The sequence below is a fragment of the Pseudomonas sp. Irchel 3E20 genome (assembly GCF_900187645.1).
GTDB lineage: Bacteria > Pseudomonadota > Gammaproteobacteria > Pseudomonadales > Pseudomonadaceae > Aquipseudomonas.
In genome coordinates, this window is the sequence record NZ_FYEE01000003.1 from 60,552 (window position 1) to 85,909 (window position 25,358).

Here is a 25,358-nt window from a genome sequence, read left to right on the forward strand (position 1 = left end):
CGGCTGCATTGAAAGTTGCTCGGGTCGCTGAGCACAATCATTGAGCCTGCTTTTACGTCCCCTGGATGCGGGTTGAGCAGTTGAAATTTGTTCATCACCGCCGGATCGGGCACGGGGAATAGCGACGCCTCCAGTGCTTGGCGGGTCATGCTTTTGGGCACCACAAAGAAGCCAGGTTCCTGGCCCCCTAGACGGTGGAATACCGTTGTAGCCGATTGATTTGCCGGGGTGAAACCGGATTGGGGCGACACGACCGGGCGTTCAGCTACAGGTGCGGGGGCTGGTTGAGCAGAACTTCTGTTCGCCTGCGGGGCGAAGCTCTCGTAGGTGGCCGTATATATCGACGGAATCAGTTTGGCTTGGCAGGGGCAACTACTGTAGCTGTCGAGGGTGCCAGCCATAAGTTTGCCATGGCTATTAATGTAGGAAATGCCGCCGACTATCTGATAAATCCCCCCGTGCCTTCCACAAGAAACCAGATCGCCTTCGCGAGCATGGAGTAGACCAAACAGTGTGACTCTGTCATCCCCGGTGAGAACTTGGCCGCCGCAAGTCGTGTGGTCGCCTAAGCCAATGAAATAACCTTCTTTCATTTTTTCCCAATTCGTTCGGTCAAGGCCCATATGTTTCAGGCGCCAATAATTGATAGCCCCGAGTTGACTGAAGTTGTGAGCACGGTCGCCTTTCTGCGCGGCATTTACCTACTGACCGTTATCCAAGGTAAAGGCCCGCGGTGACTTTGCCTGTTGGGCTACGCTACCCCTGCGGGTTTGGCTACCCTCGGCTGCCACCCGGTAAGTTGCACTACACGGGTGAAGTTTTTTATAGGCCTGGTGTTGATTAATCATAACCTGGGCTTACTCATGGCCGAAAGTTGCAGTATGGTTTTCTCGAGTTTTGACGGCTTTTAATATTCGGATAAGTGGAGAGTACGTATTTATTTTAGCCACCCCGTTTTTCCAAGAGTCACCAATACTCCCATAGCCACAAATAGCCATATCGTCCCCCACTGCATAACAGCCATCTTGCGTTTTAGTTGTGGGCAGAGGCGTTTTAAGTCATCCGCATTTAACTCACCTCTTCTCATGTAAAAACCAGGGAAAGTGACGATGTTGGCTATGCCCCCGGCCAAAAATAGCTTCCCCCACACTCCGCCGTAGCGCAGTGGCGCACGTACCGTGATGCATGGGCTGTTTTTAAGGCTCTCAAGGATCTCGTCCATTTTGGTGTAGCCCATGTGCAGAGTGGCGACGATACATATGAACATCAGAAGTATTACTACGCCGCACAAAGCGCCGACCACCATTTCTGCGTTTGTCATTCTATAGCCTCATAAATTAAATCCCCCAGCAGCTCACCAGCAGACCCTGCTAGATAGCCGCTAGCGGTGGCGCCTACGCCGACAACAACGATGCCACACGCTAAAGTTCCTAAGCCTGCTGTTGGAACGCCCAGGCCAATACAAATAGCTCCGGCGGCAGATCCTGATAAGAATTTTCCTGCTAATACTCCCCCAGCTAATGCACCGGTGAAGTTTCCAGTCTCCGCAAACTTGATACGCTTGCAGGCCTCGTTATCGCCAGCAGTACAAACGTCCTGAACCTTCATATAGGACGCTCCCCAACCTATTGCCGTGCCCATCCAGCCGCCGTACTTCACGTATTTGGCTGCCTTGACAACTTTCTCTATATGAGTGGCGTAACCTGGAATCTGTCCAGAGGCTCCCGCTTCGGTCCAGTGATGCACAAGGCTGCGGCTGGAAATGCCCAGTGCGGCCTTTAGGCTGGGGTGGTCGGCAAAACCAATGCCTTTTTTGGTCAGCCTCGTGAGATGGGTGTCGAGTTGTACAAATAAGCGCTTACGCTCGGCAAAGAATTCAGCGGAGCGTAGATGGCCATGCTGCTGAAAACTGCGCTGGTGCAAGGCTTCGATTTCATTTAAAAGACCCTTCACACCGTCCAGGTTTTTGGCAAAGATCGCTTCACCGATGCCGATCGAGGTGGAACCGTGCGCCAGGAAAGTCTGCAACTCGTCCCGATGCTGGTGCATGAACGCCGCCTCTACAGGTGTGACGTATTCAAGTGTCTTGCTCACCTGTTCAGCCGCTGCCATCAACTGCGCTTCTTCGCGGCTGCATTGAAAGTTGCTCGGGTCGCTGAGCACAATCATTGAGCCTGCTTTTACGTCCCCTGGATGCGGGTTGAGCAGTTGAAATTTGTTCATCACCGCCGGATCGGGCACGGGGAATAGCGACGCCTCCAGTGCTTGGCGGGTCATGCTTTTGGGCACCACAAAGAAGCCAGGTTCCTGGCCCCCTAGACGGTGGAATAGCGTTGTAGCCGATTGATTTGCCGGGGTGAAACCGGATTGGGGCGACACGACCGGGCGTTCAGCTACAGGTGCGGGGGCTGGTTGAGCAGAACTTCTGTTCGCCTGCGGGGCGAAGCTCTCGTACGTGGCCGTATATATCGACGGAATCAGTTTGGCTTGGCAGGGGCAACTACTGTAGCTGTCGAGGGTGCCAGCCATAAGTTTGCCATGGCTATTAATGTAGGAAATGCCGCCGACTATCTGATAAATCCCCCCGTGCCTTCCACAAGAAACGAGATCGCCTTCGCGAGCATGGAGTAGACCAAACAGTGTGACTCTGTCATCCCCGGTGAGAACTTGGCCGCCGCAAGTCGTGTGGTCGCCTAAGCCAATGAAATAACCTTCTTTCATTTTTTCCCAATTCGTTCGGTCAAGGCCCATATGTTTCAGGCGCTAATAATCGACAGCCTCGAGTTAACTCAAGTTGTGTGGCGCTGAATATTAATGAAAGTGCTTCATGCCTCATGCTTTAGCGATTCAAGGGCAGGCAGAAAATCCTCGGCCTTTGATACGCCGACCCGGCCAATGATTAGGCAGCGGTTTTGAAGGGTATTAATGATCTCATCGCCATTACTTAGGTAACTGCCGACCAGTGCGACGTGGCTGTATTGTTCCCCTGCCGCCGTTACGATTTGCGCCGTACTGCCATCGGGATACACAACGCGGTCGCCTTTTTGCGCGGCCTTTACTTTCTGGCCGTTATCCAAGGTAAAGGCCATTGGCGACGTTGCCTGTTGGACTACGCCACCCCTACGGGTTTGGCTACCCTCGGTTGCCACCCGGTAAATCGCACTAGGCGGGTGAGATTCTTTATAGGCCTGTTGTTGATTAATCATAGCCAGGGCTTGCTCGTTGAGGTCGGCAAGTTGCTGTTGTGTGAAGGGCGAATTGTCCAGGTTGCTGAGCAATTCAGGGGAAGTTTCGTTGGTATACATTTTTATTATCCGGACTCAAGTTCACTGAGTTGGGGTTATCGCTAACTCAGTGAGAAGGCTATCTGATGATTGATGTTGCAGGCCGCACCTTGAGTCCTGAGTTTGTAGGAAGTAAATAGGCTGTTTCCTAAGATTATGTCGCCAATAAGAGCAAGGCGAGTCGGTAGTTTCGCGGTATTGCTCGCCGAGGATGGGTGGGGTGTAACGGCCTGATCGCGAGCAGGGCTCGCTCCCACTTGCAGGTTTGGCTGCAATGCCTTGTGGGAGCGGGCCGGGCTGGGTCAGAAGTCCCAGCGGGTGGTGACCATCACGTTGCGCGGGTCGCCGTAGTACGCCGTGTTATAGAAGCCGATGTTGGTGTAGTAGTACTTGTCGAACAGGTTGTTGACGTTCAGCGCGGTGGAGAGGTGGTCGCTGATCTGGTATTTGGCCATCACGTCCACCAGCCAGTAGGCGTCCTGGGAGAACTCTTCGTTGCGGCCTTTGGGGCGGTTGTACACCTCTTGCCAATTGCCGCCCTGCCAGCGCGCGCCGCCGCCGAGGGTCAGGCGATCCAGTGGGCCTTTGAAGCGGTACGAGGTGTAGAAGCTGACCTGGTCCTGAGGCTCCCAGGTGGACAGTTGCGCGCCATGTTCGTCGCGGATCAGTTTGTGGGTGTAGCCGGCCTGGGCCTGCCAGCCTGGCGCCAGTTCGCCGGACATCTCCGCTTCAAAGCCCTTGGTGGTGGCTTTCATACCTTGGGTGGCGTAGTCGAACGAGGGGTCGGTGGGCGCCGCGTTGTATTCGGCGTCCGGCTCGGCTCGGTTGGTTTCGTGGATTTCAAAGTAGGCCAGGCTGGTGTTCAGGCGCCCCTCGAGGAACTCGCCCTTAATCCCCACTTCGTAGTTTTTGCCTTCGTCCGGTTCCAGCAGTTTCTGGTTGCGGTCGCGGTTGTAGACCTGCGGCATAAAGATGCTGGTGTAACTGGCGTAGGCGGTGAAGTTGTCGTTCAGGTCGTAGGTGAGTGCGGTGTAGGGCACCAGTTTGCCGGTTTCGGTGGAGTCGTTGCTGCCGGTCAACCAGTAGTTGGCCACGCGCATGCCCAGGAACAGGTTCAAGTCATCCGTCAGGTTGAAGCGGGCGGTGGTGTAGCCGGCGGTCTGGCGGGTGGTTTCATCGATGATGCGCGTAGGCTTGCCCCAGTTCGGCTCGGGGAAGTTGCCGTCGAAGTGCCAGAAGTCCACCACCTTATTGCCGTTGACGTAGGTGGGTTTGCCGTAGTCCTTGCCGTTCCAGTGGGAATTGGACGCGGAGGCGCCGACCACCAGTTCATGCTCGCGGCCCAGCAGGCTGAAGGGGCCGCTGGCGTAGATATCGCCGGAGTCGGAGCGGGTGTCGCCGGTGAACTTGTTGGCGTAGATCGCCGACAGGCCGGTAGCTGGGTCCGGGCCCAGTTCCACGGAGCCCAGGGGCGCGTCATAGCCGTTGAGCTGGTGGGTGTATTGGCCCTTGACCACCCAACCATTGGCGAAGCTGCGTTCAAGGGTGGCGAAGACGCTTTGGGTGTACTGCTCCCATTTGCTCCATTTCGCGCCGTTGTTGTACGAGCGGCGCACGTCCAGGCGTTCGCCCTTGCGGTCGAACAGGTTGCGGCTGCCGGACCAGCCCGCGCTGGTGGGGTCGCTGTTCTGGTAGTCGGCGCCGATGGTCAGCAGGGTGTCTTCACTGAGGTCGGCTTCCAGCGTGGCGAAGTAGACCTGGGTCTGGCGCTCGTAGCGGTCCATGAACGAGTGCTTGTCCTGGTACGCCGCCACGGCGCGGCCGCGCAGGTTGCCGGTTTCGGTCAACGGGCCGCTGACATCGACCTGAGAGCGGTAGTTGTCCCAACTGCCGGCGCCCAGCTCGACGCTGGCCTGGAACTCGCGGGTGGGCTTTTTGCGGATCAGGTTGATGGTCGCTCCCGGTGCGCCGGCGCCGGTCAGCAGGCCGGTGGCGCCCTTGAGGATTTCTACCCGGTCGTAGATGGCCATGTCACTGAGGGTCTGGCCGGAGGAGTAGGCCGAGTTGCGCAGGGTGGGGATGCCGTCGTACTGGAAGTTTTCCACCGAGAAGCCGCGGGCGTAGTAGTTGTTGCGCTCGCTGTCGAAGGTGGAGACGGTGATGCCGGGGGTGTGGCGCATCACGTCGTCGATGGAGGTGAGGGCGAAGTCGTCCATGTTCTGGCGCGTGACTACGGTGATGGACTGCGGCGTTTGCCGGGGCGTGAGTACCAGGCGCGTGGCGGTGGCGATGGTGCCCGGCGTGTAGGAGTCGCTGCCTTCGGTGATGGTGCCCAACTGGTTGGCGGTGACCTGGGTGGCGCTCAGCGCCAGGGTGCCGGCCGCGGGCGGCAGGCTTTCCAGGGCATAGCCATCGGCGCCGGCGCGGGCCACCAGGCCGGTGTCGCCCAGCACTTGGGCGAAGCCCTCAACCACGCTGTAGTTGCCGCGCACGCCAGGGCTGGTGAGCCCGGCCACTTGCCGCGACTCAAAGGCAATCGGCGCGCCGGCTGCCTGGGTGAAGCGGCTCAGCACTTCGCCGAGGGGGCCGGGGGCGATGTCGAAGGTCTGGACTTGCTGTTGCGCGTAGGCAAGGGCCGGCAACGCTAGCGGCAGGCAGCCCAGCAACAGGCGGCTGGCCAGCAGCAGGCCGCCACGGGTAGGGGTTGAGGACATGAGGTCGGTGCTCCTTTGGATGTTGGCCAAGGGGAGGACGCGGCAAAAACGCAAACACGCAATCGCTATTGAAAATTATTCTTCTTTGGGTTTTTTCAGCGATACCCGGGTGAGCCACGGCGTGTAGGTGCGTACTTCAATGGGCAAGGTGCGCGCCAGCAGGCGCAATGCGCGGTCGCTGTCGTCGGCAGGTAACAGCACCGTCACCCGCAAGCCTTGTAGTGCCTGGGGGTTGAACGACAACAGCCCCGGGCGATGGCGGGCCAGGCGTTCGAGCACCTCGGCCAAGGGCTGGTCGTTGGCCAGCAATTGATGGTGGTTCCAGGCCTGTTGCAGCGCGACGGGGTCGATGTTCGCCACCGTGCCCGGCCCACGGGCATCGAAACGCACACTCTGGCCGGGGCCCAGGGTCAGGGTTTGCCCGGCGCTGTCGATGAGGGTGGAGGATTCGAGCATCTTGACCTGGGTGGCGCCGTTGCTCAGTTCCACGATAAAGCGCGTGCCCAGGGCGCGGATGCTGCCTTGGGGCGTGTCGACATAGAACGGGCGCTGGGCGTCCTTGGCCACGTTCACCAGGATTTCCCCATGCAGCAACCTCACGCGGCGTTGGTCGGCGTCCAGGCGCAGGTCCACGGCGCTATCGCCTTCCAGTTGCAGGGCGCTGCCATCGGCCAGTAACTCCTGGCGCCATTGGCCGCGGTCGGTGCTCAGGTCTGCCACCAGATAGCCGCGTTCGCCGTACTGGTAGGCGGGCACGGCGGCGAGGCCCAGCAGCAGGGCCAGGGCCAGCGGCTTGATGACGTTGGTGCGCGGCTGCCGGGTGCGGCGCAACGCGGCCCGCGCCGGGGCCTGGGTGAGCGGCGCAAGGTGGCCCTGGAGGCGGGCGATGCCTTGGGGGTGGCGCGGGTCGCTGGCCAGCCAGGCGTTAAAGGCCTGCTCGGTGGCGGCATCGGCGTGATGATCCAGGTGCACCAACCACTCGGCGGCTTGGCGCAGTACATCGGGCGACAAAGGCTGGTTCATGGCTGGATGCACGCATCGCACGCCAGCAAGGCTTCCACCAGGTCATGCTGCACCGTGCGCACCGACACCCCGAGGCGTTCGGCAATCTGCACCTGATCCAGGCCTTCGAGGTGGCGCAGGGTGAAGCTCTGGCGGATGCGCGGCTTCATCTGCGACAACGCCCGGTCAATCGCCTCCAGCACCTGCGCGGCGTGCAGTATCTGCTCCGGCGACGGTGCCTGCTCAAGGTACGCGGCGCAACGCTCAAGCTCTTCGCGATAGGCCTCTTCCAGACGCCGCCGACGGCCGCTGTCCATCATCAACCGCCGTGCCACAGTGGCCAGGTAAGCCCGCGGCTCACCGGGCGCGACATAAGGACCGGCGGCGAGCAGGCGGGTGAAGGTGTCCTGCGCCACATCCGCCGCTTGATGGGAGCAATGCACACGGCGGCGCAACCACTTCAACAACCAACCGTGGTAGCCGCGATACAGGGCGTCGAGCGTCGGCACTTCGGTGGGCGAAGCGGGTTTCATGAGATGAATTCGTAAGTGGGAATTGATCTTATTCTAGAGGGTTCAAACGGGGAGCCGCAATGGGCAGGTACTTTGGGGGATTTGCTGGAGGGCGGGGGAAGTTAGAGAAAAGGGGCAAAGCAGAAACAAGAAAGCCCGCACTAGGCGGGCTTCTTGAGGTGATTCATAGACTGCTGTAGACATCTATGGATCGGTACTTGGTGGCTACACAGGGACTTGAACCCCGGACCCCAGCATTATGAATGCTATGCTCTAACCAACTGAGCTATGTAGCCAAGTGGCGCGCATTATTCGCCCGTAACGTAAAAGCGTCAAGCGCTTTTATTAAAAATTTATCTACGCTATCAACCATTTATCAAAATCCCCGGGTTTTTGGGCGAACCCGGGGATTTGTCGTATTCGGGGATCGGGCATTTTGCTTGGTGAAAGTCGTTAGCAGGCTAAGGGGATGGCGTGTGTGCACATAAAAGTGGCACATTGTCGCATCGCAAGTATTCACTCCTCTGTTGTCGGAACCGCTCATGGCTATCAGTAACTCCCAAACCAGCGCGAGCGCGGCGCCTGCTGCGCCGCAAAGCAGTCCCTTGGTGATGCGCATCATTGGTGCCGTGGCCCTGGCCCATTTGATTAACGACTTGATTCAGTCCGTGCTGCCGTCGATCTACCCGATGCTCAAGGACAGCCACGGCCTGACCTTCACCCAGGTCGGGTTGATTACCCTGACGTTCCAGCTCACCGCCTCGTTGTTGCAGCCGTGGGTCGGTTATTACACCGACCGCCATCCCAAGCCTTACCTCTTGCCGCTGGGGATGGTCAGTACCCTGATTGGTATTTTGATGCTGTCCCAGGTGGGCAGTTTTGCGATGATCCTGCTGGCATCGGGGTTGATCGGGATTGGATCTTCCACTTTCCACCCGGAGGCGTCGCGGGTGGCCCGGCTGGCGTCCGGCGGGCGGTATGGGCTGGCGCAGTCGACTTTCCAGGTCGGCGGTAACGCAGGCTCGGCGTTTGGGCCGTTGCTGGCGGCGGCGATCGTCATTCCGTTTGGCCAGGGCAATGTGGCGCTATTTGCCTTGTTCGCGGTGTTCGCGCTGTTCGTGCTTTACCGCATCAGCCACTGGTACGCGAGCCACTTGAACCTGTTCAAGCTCAAGCAGGGCCAGGCCGCGACCCATGGGTTGTCGAAGGGGCGGGTGTGGTGGGCGCTGGTGGTATTGGGGTTGCTGGTGTTTTCCAAATACTTCTACATGGCCAGTTTCACCAGTTACTTCACTTTCTATTTGATCGAGAAATTCGACCTGTCGGTGGCCAGTTCCCAGTTGCACCTGTTCCTGTTTCTCGGCGCGGTGGCGGCGGGAACCTTCTTTGGCGGGCCTATTGGCGACAAGATCGGCCGTAAGGCGGTGATCTGGTTCTCGATTCTCGGTGCGGCGCCGTTCACCCTGTTGCTGCCCCATGTGGACCTGTTCTGGACCAGCGTCCTGAGTGTGATTATTGGTTTTGTCCTGGCTTCGGCCTTCTCGGCCATCGTGGTCTACGCCCAAGAGCTGGTGCCGGGCAATGTGGGGATGATTGCCGGGGTGTTTTTCGGCCTGATGTTCGGCTTTGGCGGCATCGGCGCGGCGTTGCTGGGGCATTTGGCGGACATTCACGGTATCGAGTACGTGTATTTTCTCTGCTCGTTCCTGCCGCTGTTGGGGATTTTGGCGATCTTCCTGCCGCGCACCAAAAAAGCGCAAACCCTATGATTGGTTAGCCTCACGGCGAGCCAAGTAACGAGAAAGCCGCGCAGTGTCGCGGCTTTTTTGTGGGCGGTTTTTCGACCGATCTGCCGGTAAAAGCGGCGAAAACCTGAGAGTTATCACAATAAAACTGACTGAACGCCACCTGCTCGCGATAGGAGATGTGTCAGGTTTTTGTAAGGTTTTGCTCAATTATTTTTCTAAATGATTTTGATTTGCATTACACTTGCGGCCCTTCGATGCACTGCAACGGTGCATCACGGCGCAACAAGGACAGTTTGTAATGAAGAAACCTCCCTGCCTTTTCAATTCTCTTTTCCTCACCGCCGGTGTGTTGCTTGCCGCGCCGGCGCTGCATGCAGAGGAAATTGGCGAGGTCGAGACCCCGAAAGTGACCGAGCTGGACACCTCGTTTGTGACGGCTTCGGGCGGGGCGACCGACCTGCGTGATGCCCCGGCCAGTGTCAGTGTCATCACCCGCGAAGAAATCGAGCGTCAACCGGTGTATGACCTCAACACGCTACTGCGGCGCATTCCAGGGGTGACTGGCGGTTTCGGGCCGGTGGGGGAGCAATCGAAAATCAAACTGCGGGGCCTTGACGACAAGTACACCTTGATCCTGGTGGATGGCAAACGCCTCGGCGGCTCCGGCGATTTGAGCTACCGTCGCGACCTGGCGCGCCAGGACCTGAACTGGATTTCGCCGAACATGATCGAACGCATCGAAATTGTGCGCGGGCCGATGTCGTCGCTTTATGGCTCGGACGCCATGGGCGGGGTGATTAACATCATCACCCGCAAAGTGTCGCGGACCTGGAGCGGTTCGACCAACGTCAACACTACGATTCCCGAAGACTCTGACCGTGGCCAGACCACCCAGACCAGCCTCAACCTGTCCGGGCCATTGACTGACTCTCTGGGCCTGCGCCTGGGCGCCAACCTCACGCGTCGCGCTGCCGACGAAGTGGAGGCGCGCCGCGACAAGACTGGCGAGTTCATGTACGACGACGGCGCCGGCGGCTCGAAGGATCACAGCCTCAACGCGTTGCTCGATTGGCGCCTCAACGACGAGCAGAGCCTGTCGTTTGAAGCGGTGCACGGGGTGGAGCGTTCCTGGGGGAGTAAGAAAACGTTCGGGGAATGGAATGAAACGGTCGCTGGCCAGTTTGGCGCCGGGCGCCTGATCCGCGACAGCTACACCCTTTCCCACACCGGGGATTGGAGTTTTGGTACGTCGAAAGTGGACATGTACCTCAACAAGTTCAAGAACGACATCGACTGGGGTAAGGCCAGCGCCGAAGAGAAAATCGTTGAAGGCAACCTCAATATCCCGTTCGAGTTCGTCCTCAATCAGCGCCTGACCGTAGGCGGGCAGTGGAAGCGCGAAGAACTGACCAACACTGACACCCTCGGCACCGTGCCCGTGGACTACCAAGGCGCTGCCGTGGCCGGCTCCACGCTCAAGAGCGATTATTCGGCGGCGTTTATCGAAGATGAGTTGTTCCTGCTCGACAACCTGGCCCTGACCCTGGGCAACCGCTTCGACCACAGCGAAGAGTACGGCAACCACAATAGCCCGCGGGCGTACCTGGTTTACCATCCGCACCCGGATTGGACCGTGCGTGGCGGTGTGTCCAAGGGCTTTCGCGCGCCTAGCCTGAAAGAAGGCAGCGCCGGGGCGGCCACCGAGTCGGGCGGGCGCGGTTGCGGCTCGCTCAAGCCTTTGGGCTACACCACCGGCAGTTGCTGGATGGCCGGCAACCCGAACCTGACGCCGGAAACCAGCGTGAACAAGGAAATTGGCGTGTCCTTCGACCGCGACGGCTGGGAGGCGGGCCTGACCTACTTCCACACCGACTTCGAGGACAAGATCGAGTACGCGCCACTGGGCTTCTATGAGGGCCGCTGGTGGACCATGCTGGAAAACGTTGAAGAGGCGCGCACCCGTGGCTGGGAAGGCTCGGTTCGCGTGCCGTTGAGCGATTCGCTGGACTGGCGCACCAATGCCACCTACATGCTGGAGAGCAAAAACCTGTCCACCGGCGAAGACCTGATAAGCGCGCCCAAGCTGTCGGCCTTCAGCGCCATCAACTGGCAAGTCAACGACCGTCTCAATACGGAATTTTCGGCCCAGCATGTGGGCAAGCAGCGGGGCGTGGGTAATGACTTCGTCAAGTCCTACACCACCTACGACCTCACCGCGAACTTGGCCGTGACCAAATGGCTGACCCTGAATGGCGGCGTGCAAAACCTGTTGGACGAAGACTTGCGCGACGGCTCGACGACGTTCTATGTGCCTGGCCGAGCGTTCTTTGCGGGGGCGACGACCTACTTCTAAAGGCTGGGGCGAGGCCCAGGTGCAAAAAAGCCCGGCATGCCGGGCTTTTTGGTGTCTCGCGTAAAGCGGGGGCGCTTACACGTTGAAACGGAAGTGCATCACGTCGCCGTCCTTGACGATGTAGTCCTTACCTTCCAGGCGCCATTTCCCGGCTTCTTTCGCGCCGGCTTCACCCTTGAACTGGATGAAGTCGTCATACGCGATCACTTCGGCGCGGATGAAGCCTTTCTCGAAGTCGGTGTGGATCACGGCAGCGGCTTGTGGTGCGGTGGCACCGACGCGCACGGTCCAGGCGCGAACTTCTTTGACGCCGGCAGTGAAGTAGGTCTGCAGGTTGAGCATTTCGTAGCCGGCGCGGATCACGCGGTTCAGGCCAGGCTCTTCGAGGCCCAGGGCTTCGAGGAACATGTCTTTTTCTTCACCGTCTTCAAGCTCGGCGATTTCCGCTTCGATCTTGTTGCACACCGGTACCACAATGGCGCCTTCTTCCTCGGCAATGGCCTTGACCACGTCGAGCAACGGGTTGTTCTCGAAACCGTCTTCGGCCACGTTGGCGATGTACATGACCGGTTTGGTGGTCAGCAGGTGGAAGCCGCGGACGATCTGCTTCTCGTCGGCGCCCATGCCTTTAATCAGGCTGCGTGCCGGTTTGCCCAGAGTGAAGTGGGCAATCAGTTGCTCCAGCAAGGCCTTTTGCGCGACGGCGTCTTTATCGCCACCCTTGGCATTGCGGGCCACTTTCTGCAGTTGCTTCTCGCAGCTGTCGAGGTCGGCGAAGATCAGTTCCAGGTCGATAATTTCGATGTCGCGTTTCGGGTCAACGCTGTTGGAGACGTGGATCACGTTCTCGTCTTCAAAGCAGCGGACTACGTGGGCGATGGCATCGGTCTCGCGGATGTTGGCGAGAAACTTGTTGCCCAGGCCTTCGCCTTTCGACGCGCCCGCCACCAGGCCGGCGATATCGACGAACTCCATGGTGGTCGGCAGCACGCGCTCGGGGATCACGATGGCCGCCAGGGCATCCAGGCGCGGGTCTGGCATCGGCACGATGCCGGTGTTCGGCTCGATAGTGCAGAAGGGGAAGTTCTCGGCAGCGATACCGGATTTGGTCAGGGCGTTGAACAGGGTGGACTTGCCGACGTTAGGCAGGCCGACGATGCCGCAGTTGAATCCCATGGTGTTCCCCTAGAAGTTAGAGTCAGGCCTTCTGGGTGTGCAGATTTTTCATCGCGCGGTTCCATTCCCCGGCGAGGATATCCGGCAGCACGCCGAGGGCAAAGTCGATGCTGGCATCGAGTTTTTCCTGTTCGGCGCGTGGCGCACGACCCAGGACGAAGTTTGAAACCATACTGGCCACGCCTGGGTGGCCAATGCCAAGCCGCAAGCGGTGAAAGGTATTCTGATTGCCCAGTTGCGCGATGATGTCGCGCAAACCGTTGTGCCCGCCATGCCCGCCGCCTTGCTTGAGCTTGGCAACGCCGGGAGGCAGGTCGAGCTCGTCGTGAGCCACCAGGATTTCTTCAGGCGTGATGCGGAAGAAACCGGCAAGCGCCGCCACGGCTTGGCCGCTGCGGTTCATGTAAGTGGTGGGGATCAACAGGCGAACATCCTGACCCTGATGCGAGAAGCGTCCGGTCAGGCCGAAATACTTGCGGTCGGCCACCAGGTTGGCACCTTGGGCGTGGGCGACGCGCTCAACAAAAAGGGCCCCTGCGTTATGCCGGGTCTGTTCGTATTCGGTGCCTGGATTTCCCAGGCCAACGATCAGTTTGATGGCAGTCACGATAGGGGCCCTTCCTTGGAGTGGTGGATAACATCGCCGGGTGTTGAACCCGCGGCGAAAGTGGACGACAAGTGCTCATTTACCATTATGTAAACTCCGCGTTCTCGCCCGCTTTCTCGCTACGTTCCAGTCCGCGATGTTACCTGGTCACTCCGGCGTACAGAGTGGATTACTCTGCAGCGCCTTCTTCAGCTTCTGGAGCAACACGTGGAGCGTGAACGTTGGCAACAGCCAGGTCGTTACCGTGAGCCAGAGCAACAAACTCAACGCCTTTAGGGGCTTTGAGGTCGGACAGGTGAATGATCGAGCCGATTTCGGCGTCAGCCAGGTCGACTTCGATGAATTCAGGCAGGTCTTTTGGCAGGCAGGAAACTTCGATCTCGGCCACTACGTGGGAGACTTCGCCGCCTTTCTTGATCGGAGCCGCTTCACCAACGAAGTGAACTGGAACGATCGCGGTCAGTTTCTGACCTGCAACAACGCGCACGAAGTCTGCGTGCAGCACGTGGCCTTTGGCCGGGTGGCGCTGCAGAGCCTTGATGATGACGTTTTGCTTGGTGCCGCCAACGTTCAGCTCGATGATGTGGCTGTAGGCCGCTTCGTTTTCGAGCAGTTTGGCAACTTCTTTGGCCAGCATGCTGATGGATTCAGGGGCTTTCTCGCCACCGTAAACTACAGCTGGAACCAGGCTTGCGAGACGACGCAGGCGGCGGCTCGCACCTTTCCCCAGGTCGGAACGCACTTCAGCATTCAGAGTAAAATCGTTCATGTTGTATCTCCAAAATAACCACATTCGCCCCAGCGTTTGCGACCAGCGCTAAAGGCGATATGGGCAAAAAAGCCCCGCCCCGACAGGAATGCCGGGGCGGGGCGCTTTTCGTCATCGAGATGATCGCGTGAGGGCAGGGCCCTTAGCGGAACATCGCGCTGATCGATTCTTCATTGCTGATGCGGCGAACCGCCTCGGCAACTACCGGCGCGATATCCAGTTGGCGGATACGCGAGCAGGCTTGTGCTGCTGCGGACAGCGGGATGGTGTTGGTCACCACTAGCTCGTCCAGCATAGAATTTTCGATGTTCTCGATTGCCCGACCCGACAGCACAGGGTGTGTGCAGTAGGCAAAGACTTTGGCTGCGCCATGCTCTTTCAAGGCTTTGGCCGCGTGGCACAGGGTGCCGGCGGTATCGACCATGTCATCGACCAGAATGCAGGTACGCCCTTCGACATCACCGATGATATGCATCACTTCGGAGTGATTAGCTTTCTCACGGCGTTTGTCGATGATCCCGAGATCCACGCCCAGGGATTTGGCAACGGCCCGTGCACGCACGACACCACCAATGTCCGGGGACACGATCATCAGGTTTTCAAAGCGCTGGTCTTCGATGTCATCCACCAGAACGGGGGAGCCGTAGATGTTATCTACCGGAATGTCGAAGAAACCCTGGATCTGGTCAGCATGCAGATCGACCGTGAGAACACGATCGATGCCGACTACGGTAAGCATGTCAGCCACGACTTTCGCGCTGATAGCTACACGTGCGGAACGCGGACGGCGATCCTGGCGGGCATAACCAAAGTAAGGAATTACAGCAGTGATTCGAGTCGCTGAGGAGCGGCGGAAGGCATCAGCCATCACGACGAGTTCCATCAGGTTATCGTTGGTCGGAGCACACGTCGGCTGAATGATGAAAACGTCTTTACCGCGGACATTTTCATTAATCTCAGCGGTGATCTCGCCGTCGGAAAACTTACCGACAGAAATGTCACCGAGTGGGATATGCAGCTGACGTACGACACGCCGAGCCAGATCGGGGTTAGCGTTCCCCGTAAAGACCATCATCTTGGACACGCGCAGTACCTGAAGGCTGAGGGTATACCTGGATGAGTATAGGAAAATGGCAGGGGCGGCTGGATTCGAACCAACGCATGGCAGGATCAAAACCTGCTGCCTTACCGCTTGGCGACGCCCCTGTATCTGTTGCAACGAGTACCCAGTACTCGGTTCCTTTAGAGCAGACTTTGCAGCTTGCGATGCAACATCGAAACGTTGCTTCCTTTCGCGACAAACCCTGTAAGGGTCTCTGTAAGAAGGGCCGAGACTTTATCAGCTTCAGCTTTGTTTGGGAAGCCCCCAAACACACAACTTCCAGTTCCGGTGAGTTTTGCTTCGGTAAATTTACCTAGCAAATTCAATGCGTTACGTACATCTGGATAACGCCTTGCTACCACCGGTAAGCAGTCATTTCGACTGTTTCCCTTGGGAACGGGGCGCACTTTAATGGGAGGAGAGTTACGTGTCAACAGCGGATCTGAAAAAATTTCTGCTGTACTTACAGATACTTGCGGCACAAGCACGACATACCAGGGTTCTTCGGGGTCTACGGGGGTGAGTTTTTCTCCCACGCCCTCGGCGAAAGCCGCGTGGCCACGCACGAAAACCGGGACGTCCGCGCCCAAAGTCAGGCCCAGTGCGGCGAGGCGATCCTCATCCCAACCCAGTCGCCAGAGGTGATTTAGGCCCAACAGCGTCGTCGCGGCGTTGGAGCTGCCGCCGCCTATTCCGCCACCCATGGGCAGGATTTTTTCGATCCAGATATCGATTCCCTGGGTGCAGCCGGATTGTTCCTGGAGTTTTTTTGCCGCTTTCACGATCAGGTTACTGTCGTGGGGCACGCCCTCGAACTCGGTGTGCAGGGCAATGACGCCGTCATCGCGCACGGCGAAGGTGATTTCATCGCCATAGTCGAGGAACTGAAACAGGGTTTGCAGCTCATGGTAGCCGTCTTCACGGCGACCCAGGATGTGCAGCATCAGGTTGAGCTTGGCCGGCGAGGGCAGCGTCAGGCGCGTAGCAGTCATGTCATTGCCCCAGTGTGCGAGGCTGCCAGTCCTTTATCACTAACGTGACGTCGAGGTCGGGGCCGTGCAGTTTGATGCGTTCGGGCAGCCAGAAGGCGCCTTGCTGGGTGTATGCCAGGTATTCGACCTGCCAGCCATCCTGCTCGAGGGTGGCCAGGCGACTGTTGGCGTCCAGGCTCAAGCGGCTTTTGGAAGCGGGCGCTGGCAGGCCGCGCACCCACCAGACCAGGTGGGAAACCGGCAGTTTCCAGCCCAACTGTTCTTCCAGCAGCGTTTCGGGGTTGGGTGCCTCATAGCGGCCCTGGTTGGCCACCTCGAGGGAGACTTGCCCCGGGCGCCCGGTCAGGCGTGCTGCGCCGCGGCCCAGCGGCCCGGAAAGGCGGATGTCGTAGTAATCCTGGCGTTGCAGCCAAAACAGGGTGCCGCTGCCCGAGTCTTTTGGGGCGCGAATGCCGACCTTGCCGCTGATCTGCCAGCCGTCGAGGCTGCTCAGTTGCTGTTTGTGGGTGCGCCATTGCGCAGGGTCGCCGCGACCCTCCACGGATTCACGGGGGCCCAAGCCCGCACAACCGGCGAGCAGGGCGATAAGGCTGAAAACGATAACGTGGCGCAAAAACATAGTCTTAAAGAGTCTCGGAACCGGTCAGGCGCTTGATGGTGCTGCGCAGGGTAGGGCTGTCGGGCTGTTCCTTGAGGAACTTGCCCCATATTTGCTTGGCTTCACGCTGCTTGCCGTTATGCCACAGCACTTCACCGAGGTGGGCGGCTACTTCCTGGTCGGGGAAGCGTTCCAGAGCCTGGCGCAGTAGGCGTTCGGCTTCATCCAGGTTACCCAAGCGGTAATTCACCCAGCCCAAGCTGTCGAGTACCGCCGGGTCTTCCGGATTCAACTGGTGAGCCTGTTCGATCAGGGCCTTGGCTTCGGCGTAGCGTGTCGTGCGGTCAGACAAGGTGTAGCCCAGGGCGTTCAGTGCCATGGCGTTGTCCGGGTCGCGCTTGATAATCAGGCGCAGGTCTTTTTCCATCTGCGCCAGGTCGTTGCGTTTTTCCGCCTGCATGGCGCGGGTATAGAGAAGATTGAGGTCGTCGGGGTATTGCAGCAGGGCTTGCTGCAGGACCTTCCAGGCGCGCTCGTCCTGTTTGTTGGCAGACAGGGTTTCGGCTTCGACCAGGTACAGTTGGATCGCGTAGTCAGGCTGGGCATCGCGGGCCGTGGCGAGACGGCTTTCAGCTTCAGCCGTGCGACCGTTACCCATCAGGATGTCGGCTTGGCGCAATTGCGCTGGCAGGTAGTCGTTGCCGGGGCCGACCTGGGCGTACTCGATCAGGGCGCCTTGCGGGTCGTTGCGTTCTTCGGCAATGCGGCCCAGGTTCAGGTGCGCCGAGTCGACGTGGCTTTCCCGGGCGATCAGGTCTTCCAGGTAGCCCTTGGCCTCTTCCCAGGCCTTGGCTTCCAGGCACACCAGCGCCAGGGAGTAACGCAGTTCGTCGTCGTCCGGGTACTGCTGCACCAGGCTGCTGAACTCGACCTTGGCGTCGTCCATGCGGTCCTGTTCCACCAACATGCGCGCGTAGGTCAGGCGTAGGCGCTTGTCGTCCGGGTACTGGCGGATGCTTTTTTGCAGCAGGGGCAGCGCTTCCTTGCCGCGATTGAGGCTCTGCAGCAGGCGCGCGCGCAGTAGCAGCGGGGCGACTTCGCCGGGTTCCGGCGGGTTGTCTTCCAAAAGGGTCAGCGCGCCGTTGGAATCGCCATTCTGCTGCAGCAGCAAGGCCTTGCCGAAGATCAACTGGCTGTTGTTGGGGTGCTTTTGCAACAAGCGGTCGAAGCTCTTCATCAGACCGTTGCGGGTGTCCTGGTCAGTGTCGGCGGCGGACAGGGCGAGAAAGTCGAAATGGGTATCGCCCTTGCCTTGCAGCACTTTCTCCATATAGACCATGGCGTCGTCATAGCGCCCGCCGCGGGCCAATTGGATGGCGGCGGCACGCTGCGCTTCGAGATCGTCAGGGGCGTTGCGGGCCCAGATCAGTGCGCTGTCGAGGGCCGCCTGGTCGGCGCCCAGGTATTCAGCGATGCGAAAGGCGCGCTCGGAAATGCCCGGGTCCTGGGTGTTGATGGCCTGGGTGACGTAGTTGTCCAGGGCAATGTCGTAGCGATTGCGCTGGCCGGCCAGTTCCGCGCTTAACAGGCTGAACACCGTGTCCTGGCTGAACGAGCTGTAGACGATGGGTTTTTCGGGGGCCGCCGTGGAGTCCTCGACCGGCGGCGTACCGTCCGGCGAAACGGGTGCCAAGGCCTGGCAGCCGCTGAGGAAGACAAAAGCGAGGAGCAACGCGGAGGATCTATTCATATAGGAAGAGGACGACTTACCTGCGGTCGGGGCATCATGACACAAGCCTCGGGCCAAACATAACCTGGGCTCGGCGGACGGGATTATCACTCCCGCAGATTAGGACAATAGTCAGCAGTGGTTGTTCTGAATCTGGCGAAGTAGGACAATTGTCGGCTTCTCGACATCATCAGCGACCTTGAATGGCCTTCCTTGCACTCGGTATCAACCACAAGACTGCGTCAGTAGACGTGCGCGAGCGCGTGGCCTTTACTCCGGAGCAACTGGTTGAGGCCCTGCAGCAACTCTGCCGGCTCACCGATAGCCGCGAGGCTGCGATCCTCTCCACCTGCAATCGCAGTGAACTTTATATAGAACAGGATCAGTTGCGCGCCGATGTGGTGCTGCGCTGGTTGGCCGATTTCCATCATTTGAGCTTCGATGAGCTGCGGGCGAGCGCTTATGTGCACGAAGATGATGCGGCAGTTCGTCACATGATGCGCGTGGCGTCCGGGCTCGACTCGCTGGTGTTGGGCGAGCCGCAGATCCTCGGCCAGATGAAGTCGGCCTATGCCGTGGCCCGCGAGGCCGGCACGGTCGGCCCGCTGCTGGGGCGTCTGTTCCAGGCCACATTTAACGCCGCCAAGCAGGTGCGCACCGACACCGCCATCGGTGAAAACCCGGTATCGGTGGCCTTTGCCGCCGTCAGCCTGGCCAAACAGATTTTCAGCGACCTGCAACGCAGCCAGGCCTTGCTGATCGGCGCCGGCGAAACCATCACCCTGGTCGCTCGCCATCTGCATGAGTTGGGGGTCAAGCGCATCGTGGTCGCCAACCGCACCCTGGAGCGCGCCAGCATTCTGGCCGAGCAGTTCGGCGCCCACGCGGTGCTGCTTTCGGATATCCCGGCGGAGCTGGTGCGCAGCGATATCGTCATCAGCTCCACCGCCAGCCAGTTGCCGATCCTGGGCAAGGGCGCGGTGGAGAGCGCTTTGAAGCTGCGCAAGCACAAACCCATTTTTATGGTTGATATCGCCGTTCCCCGGGATATCGAGCCAGAAGTCGGCGAGTTGGACGACGTTTACCTCTATAGCGTCGATGATCTGCACGAAGTGGTGGCCGAGAACCTCAAGAGCCGCCAAGGCGCCGCGCAGGCGGCCGAAGAGATGGTCTCCATTGGCGCCGACGATTTCATGGTGCGTTTGCGTGAGTTGGCGGCGGTCGATGTGCTTAAGGCCTATCGCCAGCAGAGCGAGCGCCTGCGCGACGAAGAACTGCAAAAAGCCTTGCGCCTGCTCGCCAACGGCGGCAATGCCGAAGACGTGCTCGGGCAACTGGCGCGCGGCCTGACCAATAAATTGCTGCATGCGCCCAGCGTGCAGCTCAAAAAGCTGTCTGCCGAAGGCCGCCTCGATGCGCTGGCCATGGCCCAGGAACTCTTTGCCCTCGGCGAGGGCACTTCGGATAAAAAACTGCAATGAAAGCGTCACTGCTCAATAAGCTGGACATCCTCCAGGACCGTTTCGAGGAACTGACCGCCTTGCTTGGCGATGGCGAAGTCATTTCCGATCAGAACAAGTTCCGCACCTATTCCAAGGAGTACGCGGAAGTTGAGCCGATTGTCGCCACCTATAAGCAGTTGCTCAAAGTTCAGGCCGATCTCGAGGGTGCCCAGGCACTGCTCAAAGACAGCGACCCGGACATGCGTGAAATGGCCGTTGAAGAGGTGCGTGAAGCCAAAGACCGGCTGATCGAACTGGAAGGCGACCTGCAACGCATGCTGCTGCCCAAGGACCCGAACGACGGGCGCAACGTCTTCCTGGAAGTGCGCGCCGGCACCGGCGGCGACGAGGCGGCGATTTTCGCCGGCGACCTGTTCCGTATGTATTCGCGCTACGCCGAACGCCGCGGCTGGCGGGTAGAAATCCTCTCGGAAAACGAAGGCGAGCACGGCGGCTATAAAGAAGTCATCGCCCGCGTCGAAGGCGACAACGTCTACGGCAAGCTCAAGTTCGAGTCCGGCGTGCACCGCGTGCAACGGGTGCCGGCTACCGAATCCCAGGGCCGTATCCACACCTCGGCCTGCACCGTGGCGGTGTTGCCCGAGCCGGATGAGCAGGAAGCCATCGAGATCAACCCCGCCGATTTGCGCGTCGATACCTACCGCTCCTCGGGCGCCGGTGGCCAGCACGTGAACAAGACCGACTCGGCGATCCGCATCACCCACTTGCCCACGGGCATCGTGGTCGAGTGCCAGGAAGAACGTTCCCAGCACAAGAACCGCGCCCGGGCGATGTCCTGGCTGTCGGCCAAGCTCAACGACCAGCAGACCAGCGCCGCGGCCAACGCCATCGCCAGCGAGCGCAAGTTGTTGGTGGGCTCGGGGGATCGCTCCGAGCGCATCCGCACCTACAACTTCGCCCAGGGCCGGGTCACCGATCACCGGGTCAACCTGACGCTCTATAGCCTCGACGAAATCCTCGCCGGCGGCGTAGACGCGGTCATCGAGCCGTTGCTGGCCGAGTACCAGGCCGACCAATTGGCCGCGATAGGTGAGTAAATGACCATTATTGCCAGCCTGCTGCGGGCGGCCGAACTGCCCGACTCGCCCACCGCCCGCCTCGATGCCGAGTTGCTGTTGGCCGCTGCCCTGGGCAAGTCCCGCAGTTTCCTGCACACCTGGCCGGAGCGCATTGTCAGCAGCGAAGCGGCGCTGACGTTCGCCCAGTACCTGCAACGGCGGCGCAGCGGCGAGCCCGTGGCCTACATCCTGGGCCAGCAGGGTTTCTGGAAACTGGACCTGGAAGTTGCGCCCCACACCCTGATTCCCCGCCCTGACACCGAGTTGCTGGTGGAAGCGGCGCTGGAACTGTTGCCCGCCACCCAGGCGCAGGTGCTGGACCTGGGCACCGGCAGCGGCGCTATTGCCCTGGCCCTGGCCAGCGAGCGCCCGGCGTGGCAGGTGATGGCGGTGGACCGCATCCTCGAAGCCGTGGCCCTGGCCGAGCGCAACCGCCAGCGTCTGCATTTGAGTAACGTCACGGTGCTGAACAGCCATTGGTTCGATGCCTTGGGCGAGCACCGTTTTGGGCTGATTATCAGTAACCCTCCCTACATAGCGGCGGCCGACCCCCATCTGGTGGCCGGCGACGTGCGCTTCGAGCCGGCCAGTGCGCTGGTGGCGGGCGTCGATGGCCTGGATGATTTGCGCCTGATTATCGCCCAGGCCCCCGCGCACCTAGAGGCCGGCGGTTGGTTGATGCTCGAACACGGCTACGACCAGGCTGGGGCGGTGCGTGATTTACTGGTGACCCGGGGCTTTACCCAGGTGCATAGCCGCACCGACCTGGGTGGCCATGAACGCATCAGCCTGGGGCGCCTGCCGTGCTGACCGATCAGGAGCTGTTGCGCTATAGCCGGCAGATCCTGTTGCAGCACGTCGACATCGACGGCCAATTGCGCCTGAAAAACAGCCGCGTGCTGGTGGTCGGTCTCGGAGGCCTCGGCGCGCCGGTGGCGCTGTACCTGGCGGCGGCGGGCGTGGGCGAACTGCACCTGGCGGATTTCGATACCGTCGACCTGACCAACCTGCAACGCCAGATCATCCACGACACCGACAGTGTCGGCCTGAGTAAGGTCGATTCGGCACTGCGGCGCCTGGGCGCGATCAACCCCGAGATTCGCCTGGTGCCCCATCGTGCGGCGCTGGACGCCGATAGCTTGGCGACGGCGGTGGCAGGGGTGGACGTGGTTCTCGATTGCTCCGACAACTTCTCCACCCGCGAAGCGGTGAACGCGGCGTGCGTGGCCGCAGGCAAACCCTTGGTCAGCGGCGCGGCGATTCGCCTGGAAGGGCAGTTGTCGGTGTTCGACCCGCGCCAACCGACAAGCCCGTGCTACCACTGCCTCTACGGTCACGGCAGCGAAGCCGAACTCACTTGCAGCGAGGCCGGCGTGCTTGGTCCGTTGGTGGGCTTGGTGGGCAGCCTGCAAGCCCTGGAAGCCTTGAAACTGCTGGTCGGTTTCGGCGAGCCGCTGGTGGGCCGCCTGTTGTTGATCGATGCCCTGGGCACGCGGTTTCGCGAGTTGCGGGTCAAGCGCGACCCCGGTTGCAGCGTGTGCGGGGCGGCCCATGGTTGAAGCGCCGATTGGCGTGTTCGACTCCGGCGTCGGCGGGTTGTCGGTGCTGGAGGAAATCCATCGCCTGCTGCCCAACGAATCGCTGCTGTATGTCGCTGACTGCGGCCATGTTCCCTATGGCGAAAAATCCCCGGAGTTCATCCGCGAGCGTTGCCGGGTGATGGCGCAGTTCTTCCAGCAGCAAGGGGCCAAGGCCTTTGTGCTGGCCTGTAACACGGCGACGGTGGCGGGCGTGGCGGACCTGCGTCGTGATTATCCCGATTGGCCGATTGTCGGCATGGAGCCGGCGGTCAAGCCGGCCGCCGCCGCGACGCGCAACGGCGTGGTGGGGGTACTGGCGACCACGGGTACGCTCAAAAGCGCCAAGTTCGCCGCGTTGCTCGACCGCTTCGCCACCGACGTGCAGGTGGTCACCCAGCCTTGCCCGGGCCTGGTGGAACTGATTGAAGCGGGCGACCTGCACAGCCCCGCGGTGCGCCAGCTTTTGCAGGGTTACCTGGACCCGTTGCTGGCGGCGGGATGCGACACCATCATCCTCGGCTGTACCCACTATCCCTTCCTAAAGCCCCTGCTCAGGCAGATGCTCGGCGACGACATCAGCCTGATCGACACCGGCGCCGCCGTCGCCCGCCAGCTCCAGCGCTTGCTGGCCGAGCGGCAATTGCTGGCAGCGGGCCCGGCCCGGCCCGCGCAGTTCTGGACCAGCGCCAGTCCAGAACACATGAGAAACATCCTACCCTTGCTGTGGAATAAATCTGGCATTGTGAGAAGCTTTGGTCTGTAAGAAGAAAGTGAAGTAAAAGCCCTAAAAAAGCCTGAACTTCTGCCGAAATGGCGATTTCTATAGCTAGGCTGATGAGCAATATCAAAAAACACCGTAACCGTTAGGAAAGGGAAGTTTCTTATGACGCGACTGATCTGTTTGGCGGCGCTTGCCGCCGCTATGTTGGGGCAGAGTTTTTCGGCGCAAGCAGCAGGTGTCGAATTTGGGGTGGGGCAGACCAGCGATTCGACTATGACGTATCGCTTGGGGATGCAATGGGATTGGGATAAGAGCTGGCTGCAAAGTGATGTTGGGCGCCTGACCGGTTATTGGAGCGGCGCCTACACCTTCTGGGACGGCGATGAGACGTCCAGCAACCACAGCCTCTCGTTCTCGCCGGTGCTGGTGTACGAATTTGCCGGTGACTCGTTCAAACCGTACATCGAGGCAGGGATTGGCGTAGCGGCATTCGCCAATACCGAGTTGGAAACCAACAAGCTGGGCTCGTCCTTCCAGTTCGAGGACCGCTTGGGTTTCGGCGTGCGCTTCAAGGGCGGGCATGAGGTGGGCGTGCGTGCGACTCACTACTCCAACGCGGGCATCAGCAGCCCGAACGATGGTGTGGAAAGCTACGCGTTGCACTACACCATGCCACTCTAAACAAGCCGCTGGCGCAGGCCCTCAAGCATGAGGGCCTGCGCCCGGTTTCAGCGGTACACCGTGGCGATACCCTGGCGCTCGTCCAGGCATTCCGGCGCGCCCATCTCGAACTCGCGGCAAATCAGCGGGCGTTTCTCGTAGATGGTGCACATCATGCTGTTGCGATCCAGTGCGGCGCACCAGCCGTCATCCAGGCGCAGCATCACTTCCCCGCCCCAATCGTCGGTGTCGATAAAACGCTCAGGCACGCCCGTGTCGGTGATAAGCATCACTTCCAGTTGGCAGCAGCATGCGGCGCAGGTGGAGCAGGTCACCGCGGGGGGGGTGATGTCGATCAGGGGGATGGTGGTCATAGCGGCGCAGTGTAAGGCAGGGCAGCGCGGCTGTGTGAAAGGCCTGACGGACGATGCGCCAGGCCTTGGGGCTTTTAAGGCAGCAACACTTCGATGGAACCGTCGGCGCTCATGCTCACCTGGCTGGTGCCGGCCTCGACTTGCGGGGTCACGGCGCCTGCGTCCATGGCCTCGGCCTTCATTGCCATCGGTGCGCGCAGGTAGGGCTGCGGGTAGCCGTTGCTGTTGAGGTTCAGGTTGACGATCTTGTAGCCCTTGCCGCCTAGCGCCTCGGTGGCCAGTTGCGCGCGGGCCTTGAAGGCGTTGACCGCGTCCTTGAGCAGGGCGTCTTCGCTGGTCTTGCGGGTGGCGGTGGCGATGGCGAAGTCCATGCCGCCCATTTTCAGGTCGGTGAGCAACTCGCCGGTGAGCTTGGACAGCGCGGCGAAATCGGCGCTTTCCAGGCGCAGTTCGGCCCGTTCACGCCAACCGGTGATTTTCTCGCCCTTGTTGTCGTACACCGGGTAGCTGTTGCGGCTGCCCTGGCGCAGGGTGATGCCCTTGACCTGGCGCGCCTGGCCCAGGGCCTTGTTCATGGTGGTGCTGATGGCCGCGGCGAGCTTGGCCGGGTCGGCGTTCTGCTCTTCGGTGTAGAGGGTGACGATCATCAAGTCTCGCGCCACTTCCTGGCTGACTTCGGCGCGCAGCGAGATCTGGTTGTAGTGCAACTCGTCGGCGGCCAGGGCTGGCAGGCTGGCCAGGGTGGCGGTGCCGAGGGCGAGAAGGGCGGCGCTGCGACTGAAACGGTGCATAGGGGCTCCTTGGATGCGGGGCGCAGGGAGTGCGAAACGGGCCTGCGCTGAAACCATCAGACTGT

Annotated in this window: 24 protein-coding genes and 2 tRNA genes; 8 read left to right on the forward strand and 18 right to left on the reverse strand. The window is 60.3% G+C overall.

The window, feature by feature from the left end:
• From CKW13_RS24170 to CKW13_RS06585, 8 genes are all read right to left on the reverse strand, one after another.
• On the reverse strand, window positions 1-593 hold a 593-nt coding region (locus CKW13_RS24170; RefSeq protein ID WP_141233957.1), incomplete at its 3' end, for a PAAR domain-containing protein.
• Window positions 594-937: 344 nt separating this feature from the next.
• On the reverse strand, window positions 938-1,321 hold the full coding sequence (locus tag CKW13_RS06555; RefSeq protein ID WP_095107781.1) for a hypothetical protein: 384 nt from the start codon (window positions 1,319-1,321) through the stop codon (window positions 938-940).
• Window positions 1,318-2,721, reverse strand: a complete 1,404-nt coding sequence (locus CKW13_RS06560; protein ID WP_095107782.1) for a PAAR domain-containing protein — start codon at window positions 2,719-2,721, stop codon at window positions 1,318-1,320. Before CKW13_RS06560 ends, CKW13_RS06555 begins: the two co-directional genes overlap by 4 nt.
• 104 nt (window positions 2,722-2,825) lie before the next feature.
• Window positions 2,826-3,305 (reverse strand): hypothetical protein, encoded by a 480-nt coding sequence (locus CKW13_RS06565; protein WP_095107783.1) that lies wholly within the window; start codon window positions 3,303-3,305, stop codon window positions 2,826-2,828.
• Between the two features lie 281 nt (window positions 3,306-3,586).
• Complete coding sequence (locus CKW13_RS06570) at window positions 3,587-5,998, reverse strand: TonB-dependent siderophore receptor (protein WP_095107784.1); 2,412 nt, start codon at window positions 5,996-5,998, stop codon at window positions 3,587-3,589.
• A 75-nt stretch (window positions 5,999-6,073) separates the two neighbouring features.
• The gene (locus CKW13_RS06575) at window positions 6,074-7,021 is read right to left on the reverse strand and encodes a FecR domain-containing protein (RefSeq protein WP_095107785.1); all 948 of its coding nucleotides are present in this window, start codon (window positions 7,019-7,021) and stop codon (window positions 6,074-6,076) included.
• Complete coding sequence (locus tag CKW13_RS06580) at window positions 7,018-7,533, reverse strand: sigma-70 family RNA polymerase sigma factor (RefSeq protein WP_095107786.1); 516 nt, start codon at window positions 7,531-7,533, stop codon at window positions 7,018-7,020. The genes CKW13_RS06575 and CKW13_RS06580 overlap by 4 nt, the downstream gene beginning before the upstream one ends.
• 198 nt (window positions 7,534-7,731) lie before the next feature.
• Window positions 7,732-7,808: transfer RNA gene (locus tag CKW13_RS06585), tRNA-Met, on the reverse strand.
• A gap of 246 nt (window positions 7,809-8,054) precedes the next feature.
• On the opposite strand from CKW13_RS06585, the gene CKW13_RS06590 reads away from it, so the two are divergent.
• Together CKW13_RS06590 and CKW13_RS06595 are read left to right on the forward strand one after the other, a co-directional pair.
• The gene (locus tag CKW13_RS06590) at window positions 8,055-9,281 is read left to right on the forward strand and encodes an MFS transporter (protein ID WP_095107787.1); all 1,227 of its coding nucleotides are present in this window, start codon (window positions 8,055-8,057) and stop codon (window positions 9,279-9,281) included.
• A 277-nt stretch (window positions 9,282-9,558) separates the two neighbouring features.
• Window positions 9,559-11,613: a TonB-dependent receptor domain-containing protein gene (locus CKW13_RS06595; protein ID WP_095107788.1), complete on the forward strand. Its 2,055-nt coding sequence runs from the start codon at window positions 9,559-9,561 to the stop codon at window positions 11,611-11,613.
• A gap of 75 nt (window positions 11,614-11,688) precedes the next feature.
• On the opposite strand, the gene ychF is transcribed toward CKW13_RS06595, so the two are convergent.
• The 8 genes from ychF to CKW13_RS06635 all read right to left on the reverse strand — a co-directional run bounded on the left by ychF (window position 11,689) and on the right by CKW13_RS06635 (window position 18,607).
• Window positions 11,689-12,789 carry a redox-regulated ATPase YchF gene (gene ychF, locus CKW13_RS06600; protein WP_095107789.1) on the reverse strand — a complete coding sequence of 367 codons (1,101 nt, stop codon included), beginning with the start codon at window positions 12,787-12,789 and terminating at the stop codon, window positions 11,689-11,691.
• Between the two features lie 22 nt (window positions 12,790-12,811).
• Entirely contained in the window at window positions 12,812-13,396 is a 585-nt protein-coding gene (gene pth / locus CKW13_RS06605) for an aminoacyl-tRNA hydrolase (protein ID WP_095107790.1), read from the reverse strand.
• A 169-nt stretch (window positions 13,397-13,565) separates the two neighbouring features.
• Window positions 13,566-14,165, reverse strand: a complete 600-nt coding sequence (locus CKW13_RS06610) for a 50S ribosomal protein L25/general stress protein Ctc (RefSeq protein ID WP_095107791.1) — start codon at window positions 14,163-14,165, stop codon at window positions 13,566-13,568.
• A 142-nt stretch (window positions 14,166-14,307) separates the two neighbouring features.
• Window positions 14,308-15,249: a ribose-phosphate pyrophosphokinase gene (locus CKW13_RS06615; protein WP_003208392.1), complete on the reverse strand. Its 942-nt coding sequence runs from the start codon at window positions 15,247-15,249 to the stop codon at window positions 14,308-14,310.
• 47 nt (window positions 15,250-15,296) lie between these two features.
• Window positions 15,297-15,371 (reverse strand) — tRNA-Gln (locus CKW13_RS06620).
• Between the two features lie 36 nt (window positions 15,372-15,407).
• Entirely contained in the window at window positions 15,408-16,259 is an 852-nt protein-coding gene (gene ispE, locus CKW13_RS06625; RefSeq protein WP_095107792.1) for a 4-(cytidine 5'-diphospho)-2-C-methyl-D-erythritol kinase, read from the reverse strand.
• Between the two features lies 1 nt (window position 16,260).
• Window positions 16,261-16,878, reverse strand: a complete 618-nt coding sequence (gene lolB, locus CKW13_RS06630) for a lipoprotein insertase outer membrane protein LolB (RefSeq protein ID WP_095107793.1) — start codon at window positions 16,876-16,878, stop codon at window positions 16,261-16,263.
• Between the two features lie 4 nt (window positions 16,879-16,882).
• Window positions 16,883-18,607, reverse strand: coding sequence for a tetratricopeptide repeat protein (locus tag CKW13_RS06635; protein WP_095107794.1), 1,725 nt, complete (start codon window positions 18,605-18,607; stop codon window positions 16,883-16,885).
• A 182-nt stretch (window positions 18,608-18,789) separates the two neighbouring features.
• Between CKW13_RS06635 and hemA the strand changes: the two genes are divergently transcribed.
• From hemA to CKW13_RS06665, 6 genes are all read left to right on the forward strand, one after another.
• The gene (gene hemA / locus CKW13_RS06640) at window positions 18,790-20,067 is read left to right on the forward strand and encodes a glutamyl-tRNA reductase (RefSeq protein ID WP_095107795.1); all 1,278 of its coding nucleotides are present in this window, start codon (window positions 18,790-18,792) and stop codon (window positions 20,065-20,067) included.
• Window positions 20,064-21,146 (forward strand): peptide chain release factor 1, encoded by a 1,083-nt coding sequence (prfA, locus tag CKW13_RS06645; RefSeq protein WP_095107796.1) that lies wholly within the window; start codon window positions 20,064-20,066, stop codon window positions 21,144-21,146. Before hemA ends, prfA begins: the two co-directional genes overlap by 4 nt.
• The gene (prmC, locus tag CKW13_RS06650; protein ID WP_095107797.1) at window positions 21,147-21,977 is read left to right on the forward strand and encodes a peptide chain release factor N(5)-glutamine methyltransferase; all 831 of its coding nucleotides are present in this window, start codon (window positions 21,147-21,149) and stop codon (window positions 21,975-21,977) included. It begins immediately after the preceding gene.
• Window positions 21,971-22,726, forward strand: coding sequence for a molybdopterin-synthase adenylyltransferase MoeB (locus tag CKW13_RS06655; protein WP_095107798.1), 756 nt, complete (start codon window positions 21,971-21,973; stop codon window positions 22,724-22,726). Before prmC ends, CKW13_RS06655 begins: the two co-directional genes overlap by 7 nt.
• Window positions 22,719-23,510, forward strand: a complete 792-nt coding sequence (gene murI / locus CKW13_RS06660) for a glutamate racemase (RefSeq protein WP_095107799.1) — start codon at window positions 22,719-22,721, stop codon at window positions 23,508-23,510. Before CKW13_RS06655 ends, murI begins: the two co-directional genes overlap by 8 nt.
• 120 nt (window positions 23,511-23,630) lie before the next feature.
• Window positions 23,631-24,149, forward strand: a complete 519-nt coding sequence (locus CKW13_RS06665; protein ID WP_095107800.1) for an acyloxyacyl hydrolase — start codon at window positions 23,631-23,633, stop codon at window positions 24,147-24,149.
• A gap of 47 nt (window positions 24,150-24,196) precedes the next feature.
• Here the strand turns inward: CKW13_RS06665 and CKW13_RS06670 are convergent, their stop codons facing one another.
• Window positions 24,197-24,502 carry a YkgJ family cysteine cluster protein gene (locus CKW13_RS06670; RefSeq protein WP_095107801.1) on the reverse strand — a complete coding sequence of 102 codons (306 nt, stop codon included), beginning with the start codon at window positions 24,500-24,502 and terminating at the stop codon, window positions 24,197-24,199.
• Window positions 24,503-24,576: 74 nt separating this feature from the next.
• Window positions 24,577-25,293, reverse strand: a complete 717-nt coding sequence (locus tag CKW13_RS06675) for an SIMPL domain-containing protein (RefSeq protein WP_095107802.1) — start codon at window positions 25,291-25,293, stop codon at window positions 24,577-24,579.
• Window positions 25,294-25,358 lie beyond the last annotated feature (65 nt).